The following is a 15,915-nucleotide window of genomic DNA, read 5'->3' as shown; positions in this document are numbered from 1 at the left end:
CGTAGCCCATGGCACGGCCCTCAACACACTTGTGGCCACTATCCCGTGCAATGATAGTCCCCATGTCGGAGCAGATCGATTCCACCCTTGTTGACGTCGCCATCGTAGGTGCCGGGCCCGCCGGCGCTGCCGCCGCTATCCACGCCGCACGCGCCGGCCATGAGACGCTGCTTGTCGACGCCTCCCCTTTCCCCCGCGACAAGACCTGCGGCGATGGACTGACCCCGCGCGCCATGCACCAGTTGGAGCTCCTCGGCATCGAGGTCAACGCGTCCTACCGCAACCGCGGGCTCAAGCTACACGGCTTCGGCGGCACCGTAACCGCTCCGTGGCCTGAGGCCTACCCCTCGCACGAAGGCACAGCCCTGCCGCGCTATGAATTCGACGCGCTGCTGGTTGAGGCTGCGCAGGCAGCCGGCGCGCAACTGATAACCGGCGCGGCGACACAGCCGGAGCTGGACGGCAACCGGCTGGTGGAGTTCTCCGTCGGCAAGCGCCGCGTGCGCGCCCAGTGGGTCATCGTGGCCGACGGGGTGCGCTCGACGTTTGGCAAGCAGTTGGGCCGCACCTGGCACCGCGAGGAGGTCTATGGCATTGCTGCACGCGCTTATGCCGATTCACTGCGGGACGGCGAGGAATGGATGCACTCCCACGTTGAGCTCAAGGACCCCGAGGGCGTGGTGCAGCCGGGCTATGGCTGGATCTTTCCGCTGGGCCAGGGGGTCAATATCGGCTTGGGCGCGCTCTCTACGGCCGCCCGCCCGGCCCGCCTCAACACGAAGAAGGCGCTGGATTTCTACGCCGAACAGCAGCGTTCGGAGTGGGGTCTAGGCGAGCTGCGCAACGTCACCTCGGCGATGCTGCCGATGGGTGGTGCGGTGTCTGGAGTTGCCGGCGCCAATTGGATGCTCATCGGTGACGCTGCGGCCTGCGTAAATCCGCTGAACGGCGAGGGCATCGACTATGGCCTGGAAACGGCAGCACTCGCCGTGGAGATGCTCGGCACCAAGGACCTCACCTTGGCGTGGCCAGACCGGCTGCGCGCCGAGTATGGCGAGGCCTTCCTACTTGCCCGCACCGCCGCGCGCCTGCTGACCTACCCACAATTCCTGCCGCTGGCTGGGCCTGTGGCCATGCGCGGGCCGGTGGGCCGCATGCTCATGCCGGCCGCAGCGCGTCTTATGGGCAACCTCATCACCGACGAGGACAAGGATCTGCTTGCCCGCGCCTGGCGGCTGGCCGGCGGGGCAGTTTCTACGCTGCGGCGCGATACACCTCTCTGGGCCTAAGGTGCCTAGGCGGGCTTAACTGCGGAGTGCAACGCCACGATGCCGAAGGTCAGGTTGCGCCACCCAGCTTGCTTCCAGCCATTGCGATTAATAGCGGCGGCCAGCTCATGCTGCTCCGGCCACGCACGGATGGACTCCGCGAGGTAGATATAGGCCTCCGGGTTGGAGGAGACGACCTTGGCAATCGGCGGTAACAGGCGGGTCAGATACTCCTTGTAGACGGTGCCAAAGACCGGAATGACCGGCTTGGAGAACTCCGCCACTGCTAGGCGCCCGCCGGGCTTGGTCACGCGCGCCATCTCCCGCAGGCCCAGCTCGAAATCGTGGATATTGCGCAGACCGTAGGAAATGGTCACCGCGTCAAAAGTGTTATCCGCAAAGGGCAGGCGCATTCCATCGCCGGCCACCTTGGGAACATCGCGTTCCGCGCCAGCCGCGAGCATGCCGAGGGAAAAGTCACAGGCCACGCACCACGCGCCGGACTTGGACAGCTCTTCCGTCGAGACGGCCGTTCCGGCAGCCAGGTCGAGGACCTTCTCCCCTGGCTTCAGGTTGAGCCGCTCGCGCGTCAGACGGCGCCAGCGCGCGTCCTGCCCAAAGGACAGCACCGTGTTGGTGATGTCGTATTTCTTGCCCACCGCGTCAAACATGCGCGCGACATCGAAGGGCTTCTTCTCCAGATCTGCCTTAGACACAAGCGCCTAGTTTAGGCGACGCGCGCTCCCAGAGCGCGAGCGGCCCAACGCGGCAGCTCCGGACGCTGGCCCAGAATGGTCAGCGGGACCTCACGGACATTCTCCAAAACCTCTTCGTAGTAGCCCAGCAGCTGCTCGCACAACGCCGGCCAAGTCTTGGAGGCAATCGACTTCCGGGCGTTCTCCCGCATCTCCTGGTGAATCTCCGGATTGAGAAGCGCGTCGACGGCATTCGGGAGATCCTCGACGAACGTGGGGACATCGAGAAGCAACCCGTTATAGCCCTCCTCAATGAGGTCCACCGGGCCGCCCGCGCGGGGGCCGATGGTGGGCACGCCGGAGGCCTGCGCTTCCTGGATGGCCTGGCAGAAAGTCTCGAACTCGCCGGCGTGCACGAAGACATCAAGGCTTGCATATGCGGCTGCGAGCTCCTCGCCACCCAGCGCCCCAGTGAAGACTGCACCTGGCAGCTGGGCCTCCAGCAGCGGACGCTCTGGGCCATCGCCAACAATGACGAGCTGAATATCCTCACGATCATTGAGCGCGGACAGGCGGTGCACGCCCTTTTCTGCGGCCAGCCGGCCCACAAAGCCGACGATCTTTTTCTTCCCCGTAGAGTCCCAGTTCCGGCGCAGCGCCGCCGAGCGCTTCGAGGGGTGGAAGCGCTCCGAGTCTACGCCGCGGCCCCAGTGGCGCACGTTCTTGATGTGGTGCTTCTCCAAGTCGCTGATGGTCAGTGAGGAGGGCGCGAGAGTCATTTGGCACGCGTTGTGGATGGTGCGCAGCCACTCCCACACCCCATAGGCCAGCGCGGAGGCATGGTACTTGGTGGCGAATCCCGCGACGTCCGTCTGGTACAGCGCCACTGCCGGAATGCGCAGCTGACGTGCGGAGAATGCGCCCGCAGCTCCGAGAACGAAGGGACTGGCCAAGTGAATGATGTCCGGCTTGAACTCGCGCAGCGCCTCGTCCACAGCGGAAGTGGGAACGCCGACCGGGAGCGAATCCACCAGTGGCACCCGCACGGTGGGCACGCGCACGATGGTGAACCCGAGGTAATCAGGGATCTCCTCCTGCCCATCCCGGGCACCAGGAGCGATGACGATGGCCTCGTGGCCGTGCTCGTGGAGGTATTCGAGGACACGCAGCACGGAGTTGGTCACTCCGTTGACGTTAGGCAAGAAGGATTCCGCGACGATGGCTACACGCATGCGCCCCATCATTCCTTTCCTGGGTGCTCGGTTGGTAAAGCACGCGCTAAATTCCGGTTAATTTTCCCGCTTGCCCACCACAACGCCCCGGCAATCAGGGTCGCCACAGCTGCAGAGGACAGCGCCGGAATGATCGATAGTGTCCATTCTCGGCCTTCCACCTTGACTAGGTCCGGGTTGTTCTTGGCATAGAGCACCCAGACCTGCTGGCCCTCCCCCAGCCCGGTGGGATAAAGCAGGCCGGTGGGCGGGGTGTGATAGATACCCTCGGAGTCCTGGAAATCCACGAAGGTACGCAAGGTGCCGACATCCGTCACCGTGGCCAGGGCGCGCCCGGGGTTGGCGCCGATGGTGCGGTCATTGAGAAAAGGGCCGATGACCATTCCCGCCATGCCCACGAGAGCTGCGGCGTACAGCACCAGGATCAGCTGGCGTACCCGGCGCCGCGTCATTTACTGACCTACCTTGGCATTCAAAGCTTCCTGCAGCGCGCGGCGCGAGGACCTCGTGGTATGCGCCTCCACCACGGTGATGCCGGTGGAGTATTCCTTGAGTTCTGCCAAAACGTCGAGCAGCTCCTGCGCCGAGCTCACCTCGCGGTGCTCAGCACCGCAGGCTTCCGCTAGCTTGGCCACGCCCACCCCATGCGGCGTCCCAAACGCCTTCTCGAAGGAGTCGCGCAGGGGCTCGCGGCCCTGTTCGAGCACCTCGAAGATGCCGCCGCCGTCGTCATTTGAGACGACGATGGTGAGGTTCTCCGGGCGCGGGTTGTCTTCGGGGAGGATGAGCGAAGTCGCGTCGTGGAGGAAGGTGACATCCCCCATGAGCGCCACGGTGCGCGGTGCGCGCGGGGCGTCGGCTTCGCGGGACTGGGTGGCCAGGGCGATACCGATGGCCTGCGCGATGGTGCCGTCGATGCCGGCAGCCCCGCGCGGCGAATAGGTCTCCACCCCATCAAAAGGCAGGCCAATGAAGGAAGCATCCCGCACTGCGTTGGAGGCACCTAGGACAAGGGTGTCACCAACGGCGAGGGTATCGCCCACCGCGGCGGCGACGTGGAGACCGGTAAAGCCAATCTCGGGCTGAGTAGCCTCCTCACCGGTGGTCTCCGCGAGAACCTCACGAACACCGTCGGCCGCCATCTGGGCTGCGCCTTCGCAGATTTTCATCCACTCTCGCGTGGGCTCGCCGCTGGTCTTGACGGTGGTTCCTAGCTGCGCGGCCCCGCCGCGCGGGTTAGTGAAATCTTCCGTGCGGGACAGGCAGATGAGGTCGATATCGGGATCACTCAGCAGCGCCAGAACTCCACGGTGCAGGGTGGGATGGCCCACGACGATGACCTGCTCCACCTTGGTGTTGACCACGTAGTCGTTGGCGGAGACCTGAGCGCGGCGGAAGAGGTGCGCCGCGGCCGGGTGCACCGGGTGATAGGGCGCAGGTGCCGTGGGCTCGGCGATGGTGGGGACATCCTCCAGGCCTTCGACTTCCCAGGCCTCATCGCCGGCGATGACGAGCGTGTTGCGGCTGAGATCGACGGCCACCTCTCCGTGATTCGCCCACCGCGGGGTACGAGCGCGGTGCTGCGTGTAATCCGTCGGGCTACCGGGCAGCTCTTCGCCTACCAGCGGGGCATCGAGAGCCACGTTGATGTGCACCTGGCGGTCATTCAAAAAGCGCTCCGCGATAAGCGGGATATCACTCGTGCTCTCCACCTGGGTGGTCTCTGCGTACACGCCGAAGATGCCGGGCTGCTCAATAGTCTGGGAGGCCCCCGTGCCCACCAAGCGGGCCGGCCGGTCCGCGCTGATGACGGCCAGCGGGGTATGCGAGTAATGCGCCTCCACCATCGCGGGCAGGGCATTAGCCACCGCGGTGCCGGAGGTCATCACGATGCCGACGTGCCGGCGTTGGACGCGTGCCAAACCTAAAGCAGCGAAGGCGGCGGAGCGCTCATCCAGGCGGGTATGCACGCGAATATCGCTGCGCGCGAGAAGCGCCAAAGACAGCGGTGCGTTGCGCGAACCCGGGCAGATAACCACGTCGGTGAGGTGCCGCGAAAGCTGGGCCGCCAGTGCTTCGGCCAGCTGCATCGACTCCGGCTGCGCGGAGGCAGTGGGCTCGGTGTGAGATTCAGTATTAGGCATTGCCTGCACCACCCGTATCGAGCTCTTCCATGCCCGAATCGAATTGCTCGAAGAGGTCATTGATCAACCCTTCCAATTCGGCTCCACCCTGGTCCACACGGTCCTGGACGTCCGGCGGCAGCTCCGTCGGCAGCTCCGTCGGAATATCGGTGGGGAGGTTATCCCGCGGCGAGCTCTTGGTGGTGGTCACCGTGGTGGGAACCTCGGTGGTCACGGTCTCGGTAACCGGCTCCGGGGCGGGTTTGTCAGCATCCGCTGCCGCACCGCGCCACAGGAAGAACAGCACGCCGGCGAAAACGACGGCGATAGCAGCGATGGCCGCGAAGACATAGGACAGGGCTCCCCCGCCCTTCTTCGGCTGCTCCACCTGGTAGCTGGACGGGACCGGGTCATACTGCGGCTGCTGATAGTTCTGGTCATAGCCCTGCTGATAGGGCTGACCATAGGCCTGCGCGTTCTGGGATCCGGGCTCCGGGAAGTGTTGTTGGGGACGCTGTGGCGGCTGCTGTTGGGGCGCGCCGAACTGGCGGGTTTCGTTCTCACCGGTGACGCGGCCGAACTGCCGCGTCTCGTTGTCGCCGTTGTTGTTGGTCATGGGATTTACCTTATCGTGCACCCGCGCCACTTAGCACCCGCCCGGTGGGCGTTAGTCCCGTGGAAACCTGACCCGGCGTGCCATCCGCCACAATCTTTCCGCCATCCGAACCAGACCCCGGGCCCATCTCAATAACCCGGTCAGCGCCGGCAATGAGGTGACGGTCATGATCTGCCACCACGACAGTATGGGAGGCCTCCACCAGCGAGTGCAGCTCAGCGATGAGCAGGTCAATATCGGCCGGGTGCAACCCGACGGTGGGCTCATCCAGCAGGTAGACGGTATGGCCCCGGCGCGAGTTGCGGGAGCGCTGCAGCTCCGTGGCAAGCTTGATGCGCTGCGCTTCACCGCCGGAAAGCTCCGGAGCGCCCTGGCCCAAGCGCAGGTAACCCAGACCGACCGCCTCCAAGGTTTGCAGCGCGTGGAGGATCGGCGCTTCATCTGCAAAGACCTCCAGGGCCTCTTCCACCGTAAGGTCGAGGATGTCCGCGATGGTCCTGTCCTGCCAGCGGATGGACAAGGTGTCATCGTTATAGCGCTGTCCCTGGCAATCCGGGCATTGGGTATAGGAGCCTGGAAGGAAGACCAGCTCGACCTCGATCTGGCCGGCGCCACCGCAGGTGGGGCACTGGCCTTGCTTAACGTTGTAGGAAAAGCGCGAGACCGTCCATTTCTTCTTCTTGGCCTCCGGGGTGGCCGCGAAGAGCTTGCGCACGTTGTCGAAGAGGTTGGTGTACGTCGCCACCGTGGAGCGCGGGGTTCGGCCGATTGGCTTTTGGGTAATGGAGACCACGCGCTTGACCTGCTTCGGACAGTCCGGCCCCGTGAGCATGTCATGGAGTGCGTCCAGCAACGTGGATTTGCCGGAACCCGAAAGCCCAGTAATGGCCGTAAACTGGCCGAGCCCAAAGTTCACGTCGAGGCCATCGATGGTGTGCGAGTACACCTGGTGCAGCGCGATGTCCCCGTGTGCCGGGCGCACATCGGACTTGGGCGTGGGGCGCGGGCGCGCCAAGGCACGCGCGGTGGGAGTATCTGCAGAGTCCGCCGCCTCTATGTACTCGGCGACGGGACCCGAGTACACCACCTGGCCGCCGCGCTCACCGGCGAGCGGGCCGACATCCACGATCCAATCGGCCTGCTTGACCAGTTCCATGTCGTGTTCCACCAGCAGCACCGAGTTCCCCTCCGCGATGAAGCGCCGGCACATATCCAGCACCGCGCCCCGCTCCACCGGGTGCAGGCCCGCAGAGGGCTCATCCAGGACATAGGTCACGCCATAGAGTCCAGAGCGCAGCTGCGCAGCCAGGCGCAGGCGCTGCACCTCACCGCCCGAGAGCGTGTCCGTAGGCCTATCCAGGCTGAGGTGCCCCAGGCCGAGTTCCAATGCAGATTCAAAGGCTGGCAGGAGAGCCTTGAGGAGTAGGTCTTCCGCGTCATTCGGCTGCGGACTTTGGCCGTTAAGCAGCTCGTAGGCTTCGCTCAACGGAAGGGCATTGAATTCGTCGATCGGCAGCCCGGCGCAGGTGACCTTGAGCGCCTTCGCCGTCAGCCGGCGTCCCTGACAGGTATCGCAGCGGCGGGGTTCCATGAAGCTCAAGACGCGGGCGCGGAGTGTATCCGACTTCGTCTCCGCATAGGTCTTGGTCAGGTAGCTGGCCACGGAGCGCCACGTGCCCTCGTAATTGCGCTGGATCTGATCCGCCCCGCGGCGCGGCTTGACGGTTACCACCGGGCGCTCCTCGGTGAAGAGGATCCACTCGCGGTCTTTCTTCGGCAAATCCTCCCACGGTGAATCCAAGTCATAGCCCAGTTCTTGCAGAATGTCGTGGAAGTTCTTGCCCGCCCAGGCTCCGGGCCACGCAGCAATCGCGCCTTCCTCGATGCTCAGGCTGGGGTCCGGCACCATGGACGCCTCCGTGGGTTCGTGGACCACGCCGGTGCCCTGGCACTCCGGGCACATGCCTTCTGGGGTATTCGGGGAGAAGGAATCGGAGTACAGGCCCTCCGGGTTGTCACCGCAGCGCGAGTAAAGAAGGCGCACGGAGTTAGACATGGCGGAGATCGTGCCCACGGTGGAGCGCGCGCTGCTTGCCGACGCCGACTGCTGCAACGCCACCGTCGGCGGCAACCCCTCAATGCGGCCGACCTGCGGGTCCACCGCTGAAGCGATGAGGCGTCGAGCAAAGGGCGCGACGGATTCCAGGTAGCGGCGCTGGCCTTCGCCATGAATGGTGCCGAAGGCCAGCGAGGACTTGCCGGAACCGGACACCCCCGTCACGGCCACGAGCTGGCCGCGTGGAAGGTCCACATCCACGTTGCGAAGGTTGTGCAGGTGCGCGTCTCTCACGGAAATCGTCATGCCCGCCAGCCTACGCTGACCTCCGGACATGGACCGTGAGCTGTGCTTTTAAAGGTGCGGCCAGCACTGACGCACACGCTCGAACCACCACTCGCGGCGCTCGCCCGGCGCGGCGAGCGCGCTGAGGCGATCCGGATCGGGGGCAAGGGATTCGGCGCGCAGGTGACCGTCGACAAGCTCGCGTGGTGCTGTCACATCCTCCAGGAACAGCGACCCGGTAGCCAGGCCTGCAGCGGCCGGGGTGACGTCGATGTCTTCGTCGTCATAGATTTGCGGCAAGGCGGCCACTGCGGCAAGTCCCATGGAGATTCCCACCGAGGTATCCAGGGCAGAGGCCACCGTGATGTCCATGTGGCGCTCGCGCAGGTGGGAGGCTACCTCGAGTACTTTGCGCACCCCGCCCAGCGGCGCGGGCTTAACCACGGCGACATCGGCCGCCTGCAATTCCGCCACCCGATAAGGGTCGCTAGCCTTACGGATGGATTCATCAGCCGCCACACGCACGAAAATCCCGGCGCGCATGAGCTGGGTGCGCACCTCCTTGAGTTCCTCAACGGTCTTGCACGGCTGTTCCATGTAATCCAGCGGCATGAGCTCCTTGGCCGCGGTGACGGCTTCCTCAACGCTCCAGCCGCAGTTGGCGTCGACGCGCAAAACCGGCACGCGACCCTGTGCCTCGATGTAGGCGCGGACAGCGTGAACGCGCGCGATATCGTCCTCTAGGGTCTGCCCCTTCTCCGCCACCTTGATTTTGAAGGTGCGGCAGCCGGGATAGCGCTCCATGACCTCCGGCACCTGCTCGGCAGGAACCGCAGGGACGGTGCCGTTGACTTCTACCCACTCGCGCACGGGTTCCGGAAAGCCTTCGTAGGCCGCTTCCAGCCCGGCGGCGAGCCAGCGGGCGGATTCCTCCGCTCCGTACTCCAGGAAGGGGGCGAACTCACCCCAGCCCGCGGGGCCATCGATAAGCAGCGCCTCCCGGGTAGTAATGCCGCGGAATTTCACGGCGAGGGGCAGGGATACCACGTGGGCGCGATCGAGGACGTCATCAATGTGCATGAGGTTCATCGTACGTGTGGGGGGGTTGAGCGCGACACCTGTCATAGCCGGTGTTACCTTATAACAGTAAGTGGATATAACCAGAAGAAGGATCCTCAGATGCTTTACCTTCTCATCGCACTGCTGGCCATCGCCGCAGTTGTCTACCTCATCTATAAGAAAGTCCACGCCGCGGCCTCCATCTTCGCCGTTGGCGTAGTCCTGCTCATGCTCGCCGCCCTCACTGGGCGCGCGGATTTCCGCACCACCGAAATCGAAGCCACGGGTAATGCCTTCTACGATCAGCTGCTCGTCGTGGACGCGCTATTCAAAGCACGCTTCTCCGGCATCGGCATGGCGATTATGGTGCTCTTCGGCTTCGTGTCCTATATGCGGCACATTGGTGCTGATGCCAAGACGGTCGTGGTGCTCTCCTCACCGCTCAAGCGCTTCAAAGGTTCCTACTGGCTGGTTCCAGTGGGCTTCATCTTGGGCACGCTGCTCTCGCTGGTGATCCCCTCGGCCGCAGCGCTGTCCTTGCTTCTTGTGGCCACTCTCCTGCCAGCGCTCATCGCTGCGGGCCTGACCCCGCTGACCGTGGGCGCCATCGTGGTGACCTCCTCTACCATTGTGCCCACCCCACTTGAGGCCGGCCTCATTCAGGGCGCCGATCTCACCAACATGACGCCGACGGAATTCGTCTACGGTGCTGTCGCCTATGCCACCGTTCCCACGCTCCTCATCACGGCCTTCGTCCACATGTGGTGGCAGCGCCACTGCGATAAGGTGGATGCCCGCAAGGCTGAAAGCTCCGGTGAGGTCAGCGCCGATTCGATGCACGATGACGCTACCGAGGAAGCTATCGCCCGCGCCGCTTCCCTGCCGGGCTACTACGCCGTGCTTCCGCTCATGCCGCTGCTACTCATCATCGTCTCCGCCATCCTCAACCGCATGGGCGTTATCCCCTTTGAGGGCGGCATCCTCCCAGTGACTGTGGTCTCCCTGTTCATCGCGATGATCATCGAGTCCATCCGCAAGCGCACCGTCACGGGTGCCGTGGATTCCATCTCCAGCTTCTTCAAGGGCATGGGCGAAGGTGCTGCGGGCGTCGTGGCCCTGCTGGTTGCCGCCGCCGTCCTGGTCGAAGGTATTACGCAGATGGGCGTCATTGACATGCTCATCGACGCCGCCGAAGGCTCCTCCGGCGCCGCCGTCATCATCGTTCTCATCTTCGTCGCCGCGACCGCCGCGATGGCCGCACTCACCGGTTCCGGCACCGCGCCTTACTTCGCCTTCTCTGAGGTAGTGCCCAACCTGGCCTCGCAGACCTCCATCCACGCCCCGCAGATGCTCACCGCCATTTGGGGTACGTCCAACCTGATGCGCCAGGTCTCCCCGGTCAACGCCGCGGTACTCATTGTTGCCGGCGCCATCAAGGTCAATCCCATCCAATTGGTCAAGCGCACCTCCGTGCCCATGATTGTGGCGACGGTGCTCAACACGCTGTTTGCGTTCATGTTTATTGGATGAAAGTCATCGGTGCGAACCCAATAGTCTTCCGCCAATTTTGTGGAGGAAACCAAGACACACGAGACGTATTCTGCTATGTTCTTAACCAGAACTGAACCTCAGTAAGCGTCGGCTCGTTTCCGACGTTGATTGCTCCAAGCCGAACCCTCGGGTTCGGCTTTCTTTTTATCTGAAAGGGCTAATCCTTTGTCTCTCTCTTACCGCGTTGGAATAGATGTCGGAACTTATTCGCTTGGCTGCACCGCCATTGAAGTCGACGAAAATGATCTACCAGTAAAAATTCTCAGTGCGGTTTCGCTGATCCACGACTCAGGACTAGATCCCGACCAGCAAAAGCGAGCGGTGACCCGACTTGCTTCTTCTGGAGTCGCACGACGTACGCGACGTCTGTACCGCCGTCGCCGCAAGCGCATGATTAAGCTTGAAAAGTTTCTCAAAGCGCAAGGCTGGGAAACTCTACCTTTTGAGCACTATTCCGACCCTTACCTTCCATGGAAGGCTCGCGTGGAATTGGTAAATTCCTTCATCCACGATGACGAAGAACGAGGCCGATATCTTTCTATCGCGCTACGCCATATTGCCAACCACCGAGGTTGGCGTAATCCATATTGGAAGGTATCGAGCCTGTACGCACCGAGCGAGCCTAGCGAGGCTTTTCAACAAATACGCAAGGAGCTGGAGGCGGCCACCGGCCGCGCAATTCCTCACGATGCCACCGTTGGGCAACTCATTTCCTTTGCTCAATTGGGTACCGACAGGCTACGAGGCGGTGGCAAGAAGAAAGACGACAAGAAGCCCGCAAACGAGGTGAAGCAGGCAGTTATTTCTGCGCGGCTGCATCAGATAGACCACGCGCGCGAAATCAACGAGATTTGCCGTGTCCAAAAGATAGACGACACACTACGGAAAAACATTTTAGAACTAGTCTTCGAGGCTGAATCCCCCAAAGGTGCTCAACAAGGGCGCGTCGGCAAGGACCCCCTGCAACCCAGTCAAGACCGAGCTCTAAAAGCTTCTGACGTCTTTCAGCAGTACCGTATCGCTGCTCTCACCGGAAACCTCCGTATCAACCGCGGCGGCGATACCTCTCCCCTTGATCGCGATGAGCGGCTGATTGTTTTTAATTACCTTGTCAATCTTTCTCACAAGAAAGAACCCACCTGGTTAGACATAGCCGAGCTTTTGCGCATTGACCGTGGCCAACTAAGAGGAACGGCCATAATGACTGACGATGGCGAACGTGCAGGCGCTCGACCACCTGTGCATGACACCAACCGGACGATTCTCGGCTGCAAGGTGAAGCCTTTAGCTGCCTGGTGGGAGCGGGCCTCGGATGACGAACGCGCCGCCATGCTCAAGTCTCTGTCGAATGCCGAAGTTGATGATTTCGATTCCCCTGAAGGAGCTCAAGTTCAAGCTTTCTTCGCGGAGCTCGACGAGACCGAGCATGAGAAGCTCGATTCTCTACATCTGCCGATGGGCCGTGCCGCATACTGCGAAGACACTCTGAAGCGACTAACTAGCCGCATGCTGGACGAAAATCTTGATCTTTACGCGGCACGTTTGGCGGAATTTAACATCCCCAAGGATTGGACCCCTCCCGCTCCTCGAATTGGTGAACCAGTAGGAAACCCAGCTGTAGATCGCGTTCTGAAAGGCGTGGCAAGGTGGCTGGAAGCAGCCGCAGACGTATGGGGTGCCCCAAAGTCCGTCGTAATTGAACACGTCCGCGATGGGTTCGTCAGTAAATCGAAGGCTAACGAAATTGATCGCGAGAACAACGCGCGCCATAAACGCAACCAAAAGCTTTTCCAAGATATGCAGGAGAAACTAGGCATCGAAGGAAAGCCACGCAGTGCCGACCTTTGGCGGTTCCAATCAGTACAACGCCAAAATTGCCAATGCGCCTACTGCGGGGAACCAATCACTTATTCCACGTGCGAGATGGATCATATTGTCCCCCGCGCTGGCCAAGGCTCCACCAATACTCGTGACAACCTCGTGGCTGTGTGTCATCGCTGTAATCTGTCCAAGAAAAACTTCCCCTTTGCTGTTTGGGCAGCCCAGTCTGGAATTCCAGGTGTGAGCGTTAAGGAGGCACTCGACCGTACGCGCCACTGGGCCGAAGATTCCGGCATGTCAGCAAAGGACTTCAACAAATTCCGTACCAGCGTCCGCGAGCGACTGAAGCGAACCGCCATGGATGAACCGATCGACGCCCGCTCGATGGAATCTGTTGCTTGGATGGCGAACGAACTACGCGGCAGAGTTGCGCAGCGCTTTCAAGATAACGGCACTACCGTAAGTGTCTATCGAGGTGCACTCACTGCGGAAGCTCGCCGTGCTTCGGGAATATCAGGCCAACTACGTTTCATCGATGGCACTGGAAAATCTCGCCTCGACCGTCGTCATCATGCTGTCGATGCTGCAGTAGTAGCTTTTACTCAAAACTACGTCGCAGAAACTCTTGCCATTCGTTCAAACAAAAAGCGAGAAGCTGAGCTGCTTCGCTCTGCACCCCAGTGGAAAGAATTCACTGGAGCTGATGAAGCACATCGCGCGGCGTGGAATGCTTGGCTGCCTAAGATGCGAAAACTCGCCATGCTCTTGCAGCAGGCGTTGGATGAAGACCGAGTCGTAGTTACCTCGAATCTAAGGCTACGCATCGGCAACGGACGCGCCCACGAGGACACAATCGGAGAGTTAAAGAAGATACGCGTCGGCGATGCTATTTCGGTCACCGATATCGACAGGGCATCCACCGAAGCATTATGGTGTGCACTCACTCGCGAAGAAGACTTCGATCCTAAAGAAGGTCTGCCAGAGAATCCCGAACGACGAATTCGTGTGCACGGCACTTGGTACGATGCCGACGACGAAATCGAAGTCTTTCCAGTTGGTGCAGGCGCTATCAAGGTACGAGGTGGTTACGCTGAACTAAGCCGTTTCCACCATGCCCGGATCTATAAAATCCCCGGGAAAAAGGCTTCCTCCTTCAGCATGTTGCGGGTTTATAATGTCGATCTAATGCAGCACCGACATGGGGACCTGTTCTCCGCTGAGATCAAACCGCAGACAATGTCAGTCCGCCAGGCAGAGCCCAAACTGCGCAAGGCCCTTGCCGACGGCACGGCAGAGTATATTGGTTGGTTGGTTGTAGACGATGAGCTAGTCATCGACACCTCAAGCTTCAACACCGGACAGATTGCGGAAGTGCAAAAAGAGTTTGGACAAATTCAACGCTGGCGCCTAGATGGGTTCTTCTCAAACTCTAAGTTGCGACTGCGCCCACTTTATATGAGTGCCGAGGGACTATCTTCCGATGTGTCTCAAGCCTCCAAGAAAGTAATAGATAGACCGGGCTGGCTGCCAGCCGTAAACAAAGCTTTTGGTGAAGGCAACATGACTGTGGTCCGTCGAGATGCTCTGGGAAGAATAAGGCTGACTAGCAAGGCTCATCTGCCCATTTCTTGGAAGGCAGAATAATGAACTCTGGGTGGCGGGTCATTGATTGTCTCAATTTGAAGGGGTCTCTCCGGTATTCCCGGGGCCAGCTCATCATCCATCGAGAAGATACTCCAACCGATGTTTCGCTGCCGCTAGCCCAAATCGCAGTCGTCCTCATTGGCTCAGAAAGCACAATCAGCGGTGCCGTTCTCCAGAAGCTCAGTGACTACGACATCGCCCTCTTAGTTTGCGACTGGAGAAACGTTCCGGTCGCCGGTGCTTACCCATGGAACGAACATTCCCGGATCGGTGCTCGCCACCAAGCCCAATCACAATTATCTTTGCCCAAAAAGAAGCAAGCTTGGTCTCGAATTGTCGCAGCCAAAATTTCTGGTCAAGCTTCCGTTCTAAAAGCACTAGCTAAGCCTGGAGCCAAGGAACTCTACGCCCTCTCTCGTACCGTTAAATCTGGCGATCCAGAGAATCTTGAAGCACAGGCAGCGCGCAAATACTGGTCTTGCATCTCCCATGGTCATGCTTACTTACGTTTACCTGGCAGCGGAGAACCTGGCTGGAATTCTGCGCTCGATTACGGTTACACACTTTTGCGCGGCCACGGCATTCGAGTTGTAGCTAGCGCTGGATTATCTGGAGCATTAGGCGTATTCCACCACGGCCGCGGCAACAAGTGGGCATTGGTCGATGACCTTATTGAACCATTTCGACCAATGGTTGATCAGGTTGTATTCACCGTTTCTAGTGACGGACAAGCATTAGGATCTCCGCAAAAGACCCTCATATCGCAGTATCTAAACAGCCCCTTCAATTCCAGTGGAAAATCCTTAAGCACAGCTTTTAATGAGTTCAGCCAACAATATGGCCTATATATCGAGGGAAATCTAAAACACCTAAACGTTCCCGTCTGGGAAGGAAAACTCGATGCCGGCGAAAGATAGTGAACCAATGTGGTGCGTGGTCATGTTCGATCTTCCCGTTAAATCAAGAATTCAAACCAGAGAGGCCAACCGGTTTCGAAACCACCTCTTAGACCTTGGCTTTTGTAGATCCCAACTAAGCGTTTACGTTCAGTATTTCCCCCTCGCCTCCCGTATCGCGACAACCGTCAAGCAAATCAAGTCTGGTCTACCAGAAGGCGGAGATGTGAGAATCATATCCGTCACTGATATTCAATGGTCGAAAGCGATTCGCTTTTCCAAATCAGAGCCTTCCGAAATGGAGAATACCCCACCTCAGCTCACGATTTTCTAGCGGAGGATCACCGATAAACTCCAGTTAAACGACCCTTTTGGGGCCACACTGAAGTCTATCAGGGGTAATGAGAACTGAACCCCAGCCCGTCGGCGTACACCAGAGCGCGGCGGCGAAGTCTATCAGGGGTAATGAGAACTGAACCCCAGCTGAATCTGAGCAATCTCTTCTGCACTGAAGAAGTCTATCAGGGGTAATGAGAACTGAACCCCAGCTATCGCGCATAGTCAAATGTGCGTCCGAGAAGTCTATCAGGGGTAATGAGAACTGAACCCCAGCACCTCGTCGTTGTTAAGGGTCATGCCTGGAAGTCTATCAGGGGTAATGAGAACTGA

The 15,915-nt window shown here is 60.5% G+C and carries 12 protein-coding genes and 1 CRISPR repeat array; of the genes, 5 read left to right on the top strand and 7 right to left on the bottom strand.

What is annotated here, in order from left to right; translation table 11 throughout:
• Window positions 1-50: 50 nt before the first annotated feature.
• Complete coding sequence (locus HMPREF2943_RS05750; protein WP_070644703.1) at window positions 51-1,289, top strand: geranylgeranyl reductase family protein; 1,239 nt, start codon at window positions 51-53, stop codon at window positions 1,287-1,289.
• Window positions 1,290-1,294: 5 nt separating this feature from the next.
• Here HMPREF2943_RS05750 and HMPREF2943_RS05745 read toward each other — a convergent pair whose 3' ends face one another.
• From HMPREF2943_RS05745 to HMPREF2943_RS05715, 7 genes are read right to left on the bottom strand one after another with little or no spacing between them, the layout of a single operon-like run.
• Complete coding sequence (locus HMPREF2943_RS05745) at window positions 1,295-1,984, bottom strand: demethylmenaquinone methyltransferase (protein ID WP_070711049.1); 690 nt, start codon at window positions 1,982-1,984, stop codon at window positions 1,295-1,297.
• An 11-nt stretch (window positions 1,985-1,995) separates the two neighbouring features.
• A complete protein-coding gene (locus HMPREF2943_RS05740) occupies window positions 1,996-3,195 on the bottom strand; it encodes a glycosyltransferase family 4 protein (RefSeq protein WP_070448041.1) in 1,200 nt (399 codons plus the stop codon).
• An 8-nt stretch (window positions 3,196-3,203) separates the two neighbouring features.
• Window positions 3,204-3,647 (bottom strand): DUF3592 domain-containing protein, encoded by a 444-nt coding sequence (locus HMPREF2943_RS05735; protein ID WP_070711048.1) that lies wholly within the window; start codon window positions 3,645-3,647, stop codon window positions 3,204-3,206.
• Window positions 3,648-5,339, bottom strand: a complete 1,692-nt coding sequence (gene menD / locus HMPREF2943_RS05730) for a 2-succinyl-5-enolpyruvyl-6-hydroxy-3-cyclohexene-1-carboxylic-acid synthase (RefSeq protein ID WP_070711047.1) — start codon at window positions 5,337-5,339, stop codon at window positions 3,648-3,650.
• Entirely contained in the window at window positions 5,332-5,934 is a 603-nt protein-coding gene (locus HMPREF2943_RS05725; protein ID WP_070711046.1) for a hypothetical protein, read from the bottom strand. Before HMPREF2943_RS05725 ends, menD begins: the two co-directional genes overlap by 8 nt.
• Before the next feature lie 10 nt (window positions 5,935-5,944).
• Complete coding sequence (locus HMPREF2943_RS05720; protein WP_070711045.1) at window positions 5,945-8,296, bottom strand: ATP-binding protein; 2,352 nt, start codon at window positions 8,294-8,296, stop codon at window positions 5,945-5,947.
• Between the two features lie 48 nt (window positions 8,297-8,344).
• Window positions 8,345-9,355, bottom strand: a complete 1,011-nt coding sequence (locus tag HMPREF2943_RS05715; protein ID WP_070711063.1) for an o-succinylbenzoate synthase — start codon at window positions 9,353-9,355, stop codon at window positions 8,345-8,347.
• 99 nt (window positions 9,356-9,454) lie between these two features.
• Between HMPREF2943_RS05715 and dcuC the strand changes: the two genes are divergently transcribed.
• The 4 genes from dcuC to cas2 all read left to right on the top strand — a co-directional run bounded on the left by dcuC (window position 9,455) and on the right by cas2 (window position 15,580).
• Entirely contained in the window at window positions 9,455-10,864 is a 1,410-nt protein-coding gene (gene dcuC / locus HMPREF2943_RS05710) for a C4-dicarboxylate transporter DcuC (protein WP_070711044.1), read from the top strand.
• A 186-nt stretch (window positions 10,865-11,050) separates the two neighbouring features.
• A complete protein-coding gene (gene cas9, locus HMPREF2943_RS05705) occupies window positions 11,051-14,350 on the top strand; it encodes a type II CRISPR RNA-guided endonuclease Cas9 (protein ID WP_070711043.1) in 3,300 nt (1,099 codons plus the stop codon).
• Window positions 14,350-15,267, top strand: coding sequence for a type II CRISPR-associated endonuclease Cas1 (gene cas1, locus HMPREF2943_RS12185; protein WP_083315650.1), 918 nt, complete (start codon window positions 14,350-14,352; stop codon window positions 15,265-15,267). Before cas9 ends, cas1 begins: the two co-directional genes overlap by 1 nt.
• Window positions 15,251-15,580 (top strand): CRISPR-associated endonuclease Cas2, encoded by a 330-nt coding sequence (gene cas2 / locus HMPREF2943_RS05700; RefSeq protein ID WP_070533915.1) that lies wholly within the window; start codon window positions 15,251-15,253, stop codon window positions 15,578-15,580. The genes cas1 and cas2 overlap by 17 nt, the downstream gene beginning before the upstream one ends.
• A 50-nt stretch (window positions 15,581-15,630) precedes the next feature.
• Window positions 15,631-15,859: direct repeats of the CRISPR family, unit length 36 nt; unit sequence GAAGTCTATCAGGGGTAATGAGAACTGAACCCCAGC.
• Between the last annotated feature and the right edge of the window lie 56 nt (window positions 15,860-15,915).

Source organism: Corynebacterium sp. HMSC072D12 (genome assembly GCF_001813925.1).
GTDB classification, from domain to species: Bacteria; Actinomycetota; Actinomycetes; order Mycobacteriales; family Mycobacteriaceae; genus Corynebacterium; species Corynebacterium aurimucosum.
Note: the sequence above shows the minus strand (reverse complement) of the source record. Positions and strands in the feature narration are given on the sequence as shown.

Coding starts and splice junctions, on each gene's coding strand:
- cas2 (WP_070533915.1), top strand. CDS start 15,251: ATGCCGGCGAAAGATAGTGAACCAATGTGGTGCGTGGTCATGTTCGAT.
- HMPREF2943_RS05740 (WP_070448041.1), bottom strand. CDS start 3,195: ATGCGTGTAGCCATCGTCGCGGAATCCTTCTTGCCTAACGTCAACGGA.
- menD (WP_070711047.1), bottom strand. CDS start 5,339: ATGCCTAATACTGAATCTCACACCGAGCCCACTGCCTCCGCGCAGCCG.
- HMPREF2943_RS05720 (WP_070711045.1), bottom strand. CDS start 8,296: ATGACGATTTCCGTGAGAGACGCGCACCTGCACAACCTTCGCAACGTG.
- HMPREF2943_RS05715 (WP_070711063.1), bottom strand. CDS start 9,355: ATGCACATTGATGACGTCCTCGATCGCGCCCACGTGGTATCCCTGCCC.
- cas1 (WP_083315650.1), top strand. CDS start 14,350: ATGAACTCTGGGTGGCGGGTCATTGATTGTCTCAATTTGAAGGGGTCT.
- dcuC (WP_070711044.1), top strand. CDS start 9,455: ATGCTTTACCTTCTCATCGCACTGCTGGCCATCGCCGCAGTTGTCTAC.
- HMPREF2943_RS05725 (WP_070711046.1), bottom strand. CDS start 5,934: ATGACCAACAACAACGGCGACAACGAGACGCGGCAGTTCGGCCGCGTC.
- HMPREF2943_RS05735 (WP_070711048.1), bottom strand. CDS start 3,647: ATGACGCGGCGCCGGGTACGCCAGCTGATCCTGGTGCTGTACGCCGCA.
- HMPREF2943_RS05750 (WP_070644703.1), top strand. CDS start 51: ATGATAGTCCCCATGTCGGAGCAGATCGATTCCACCCTTGTTGACGTC.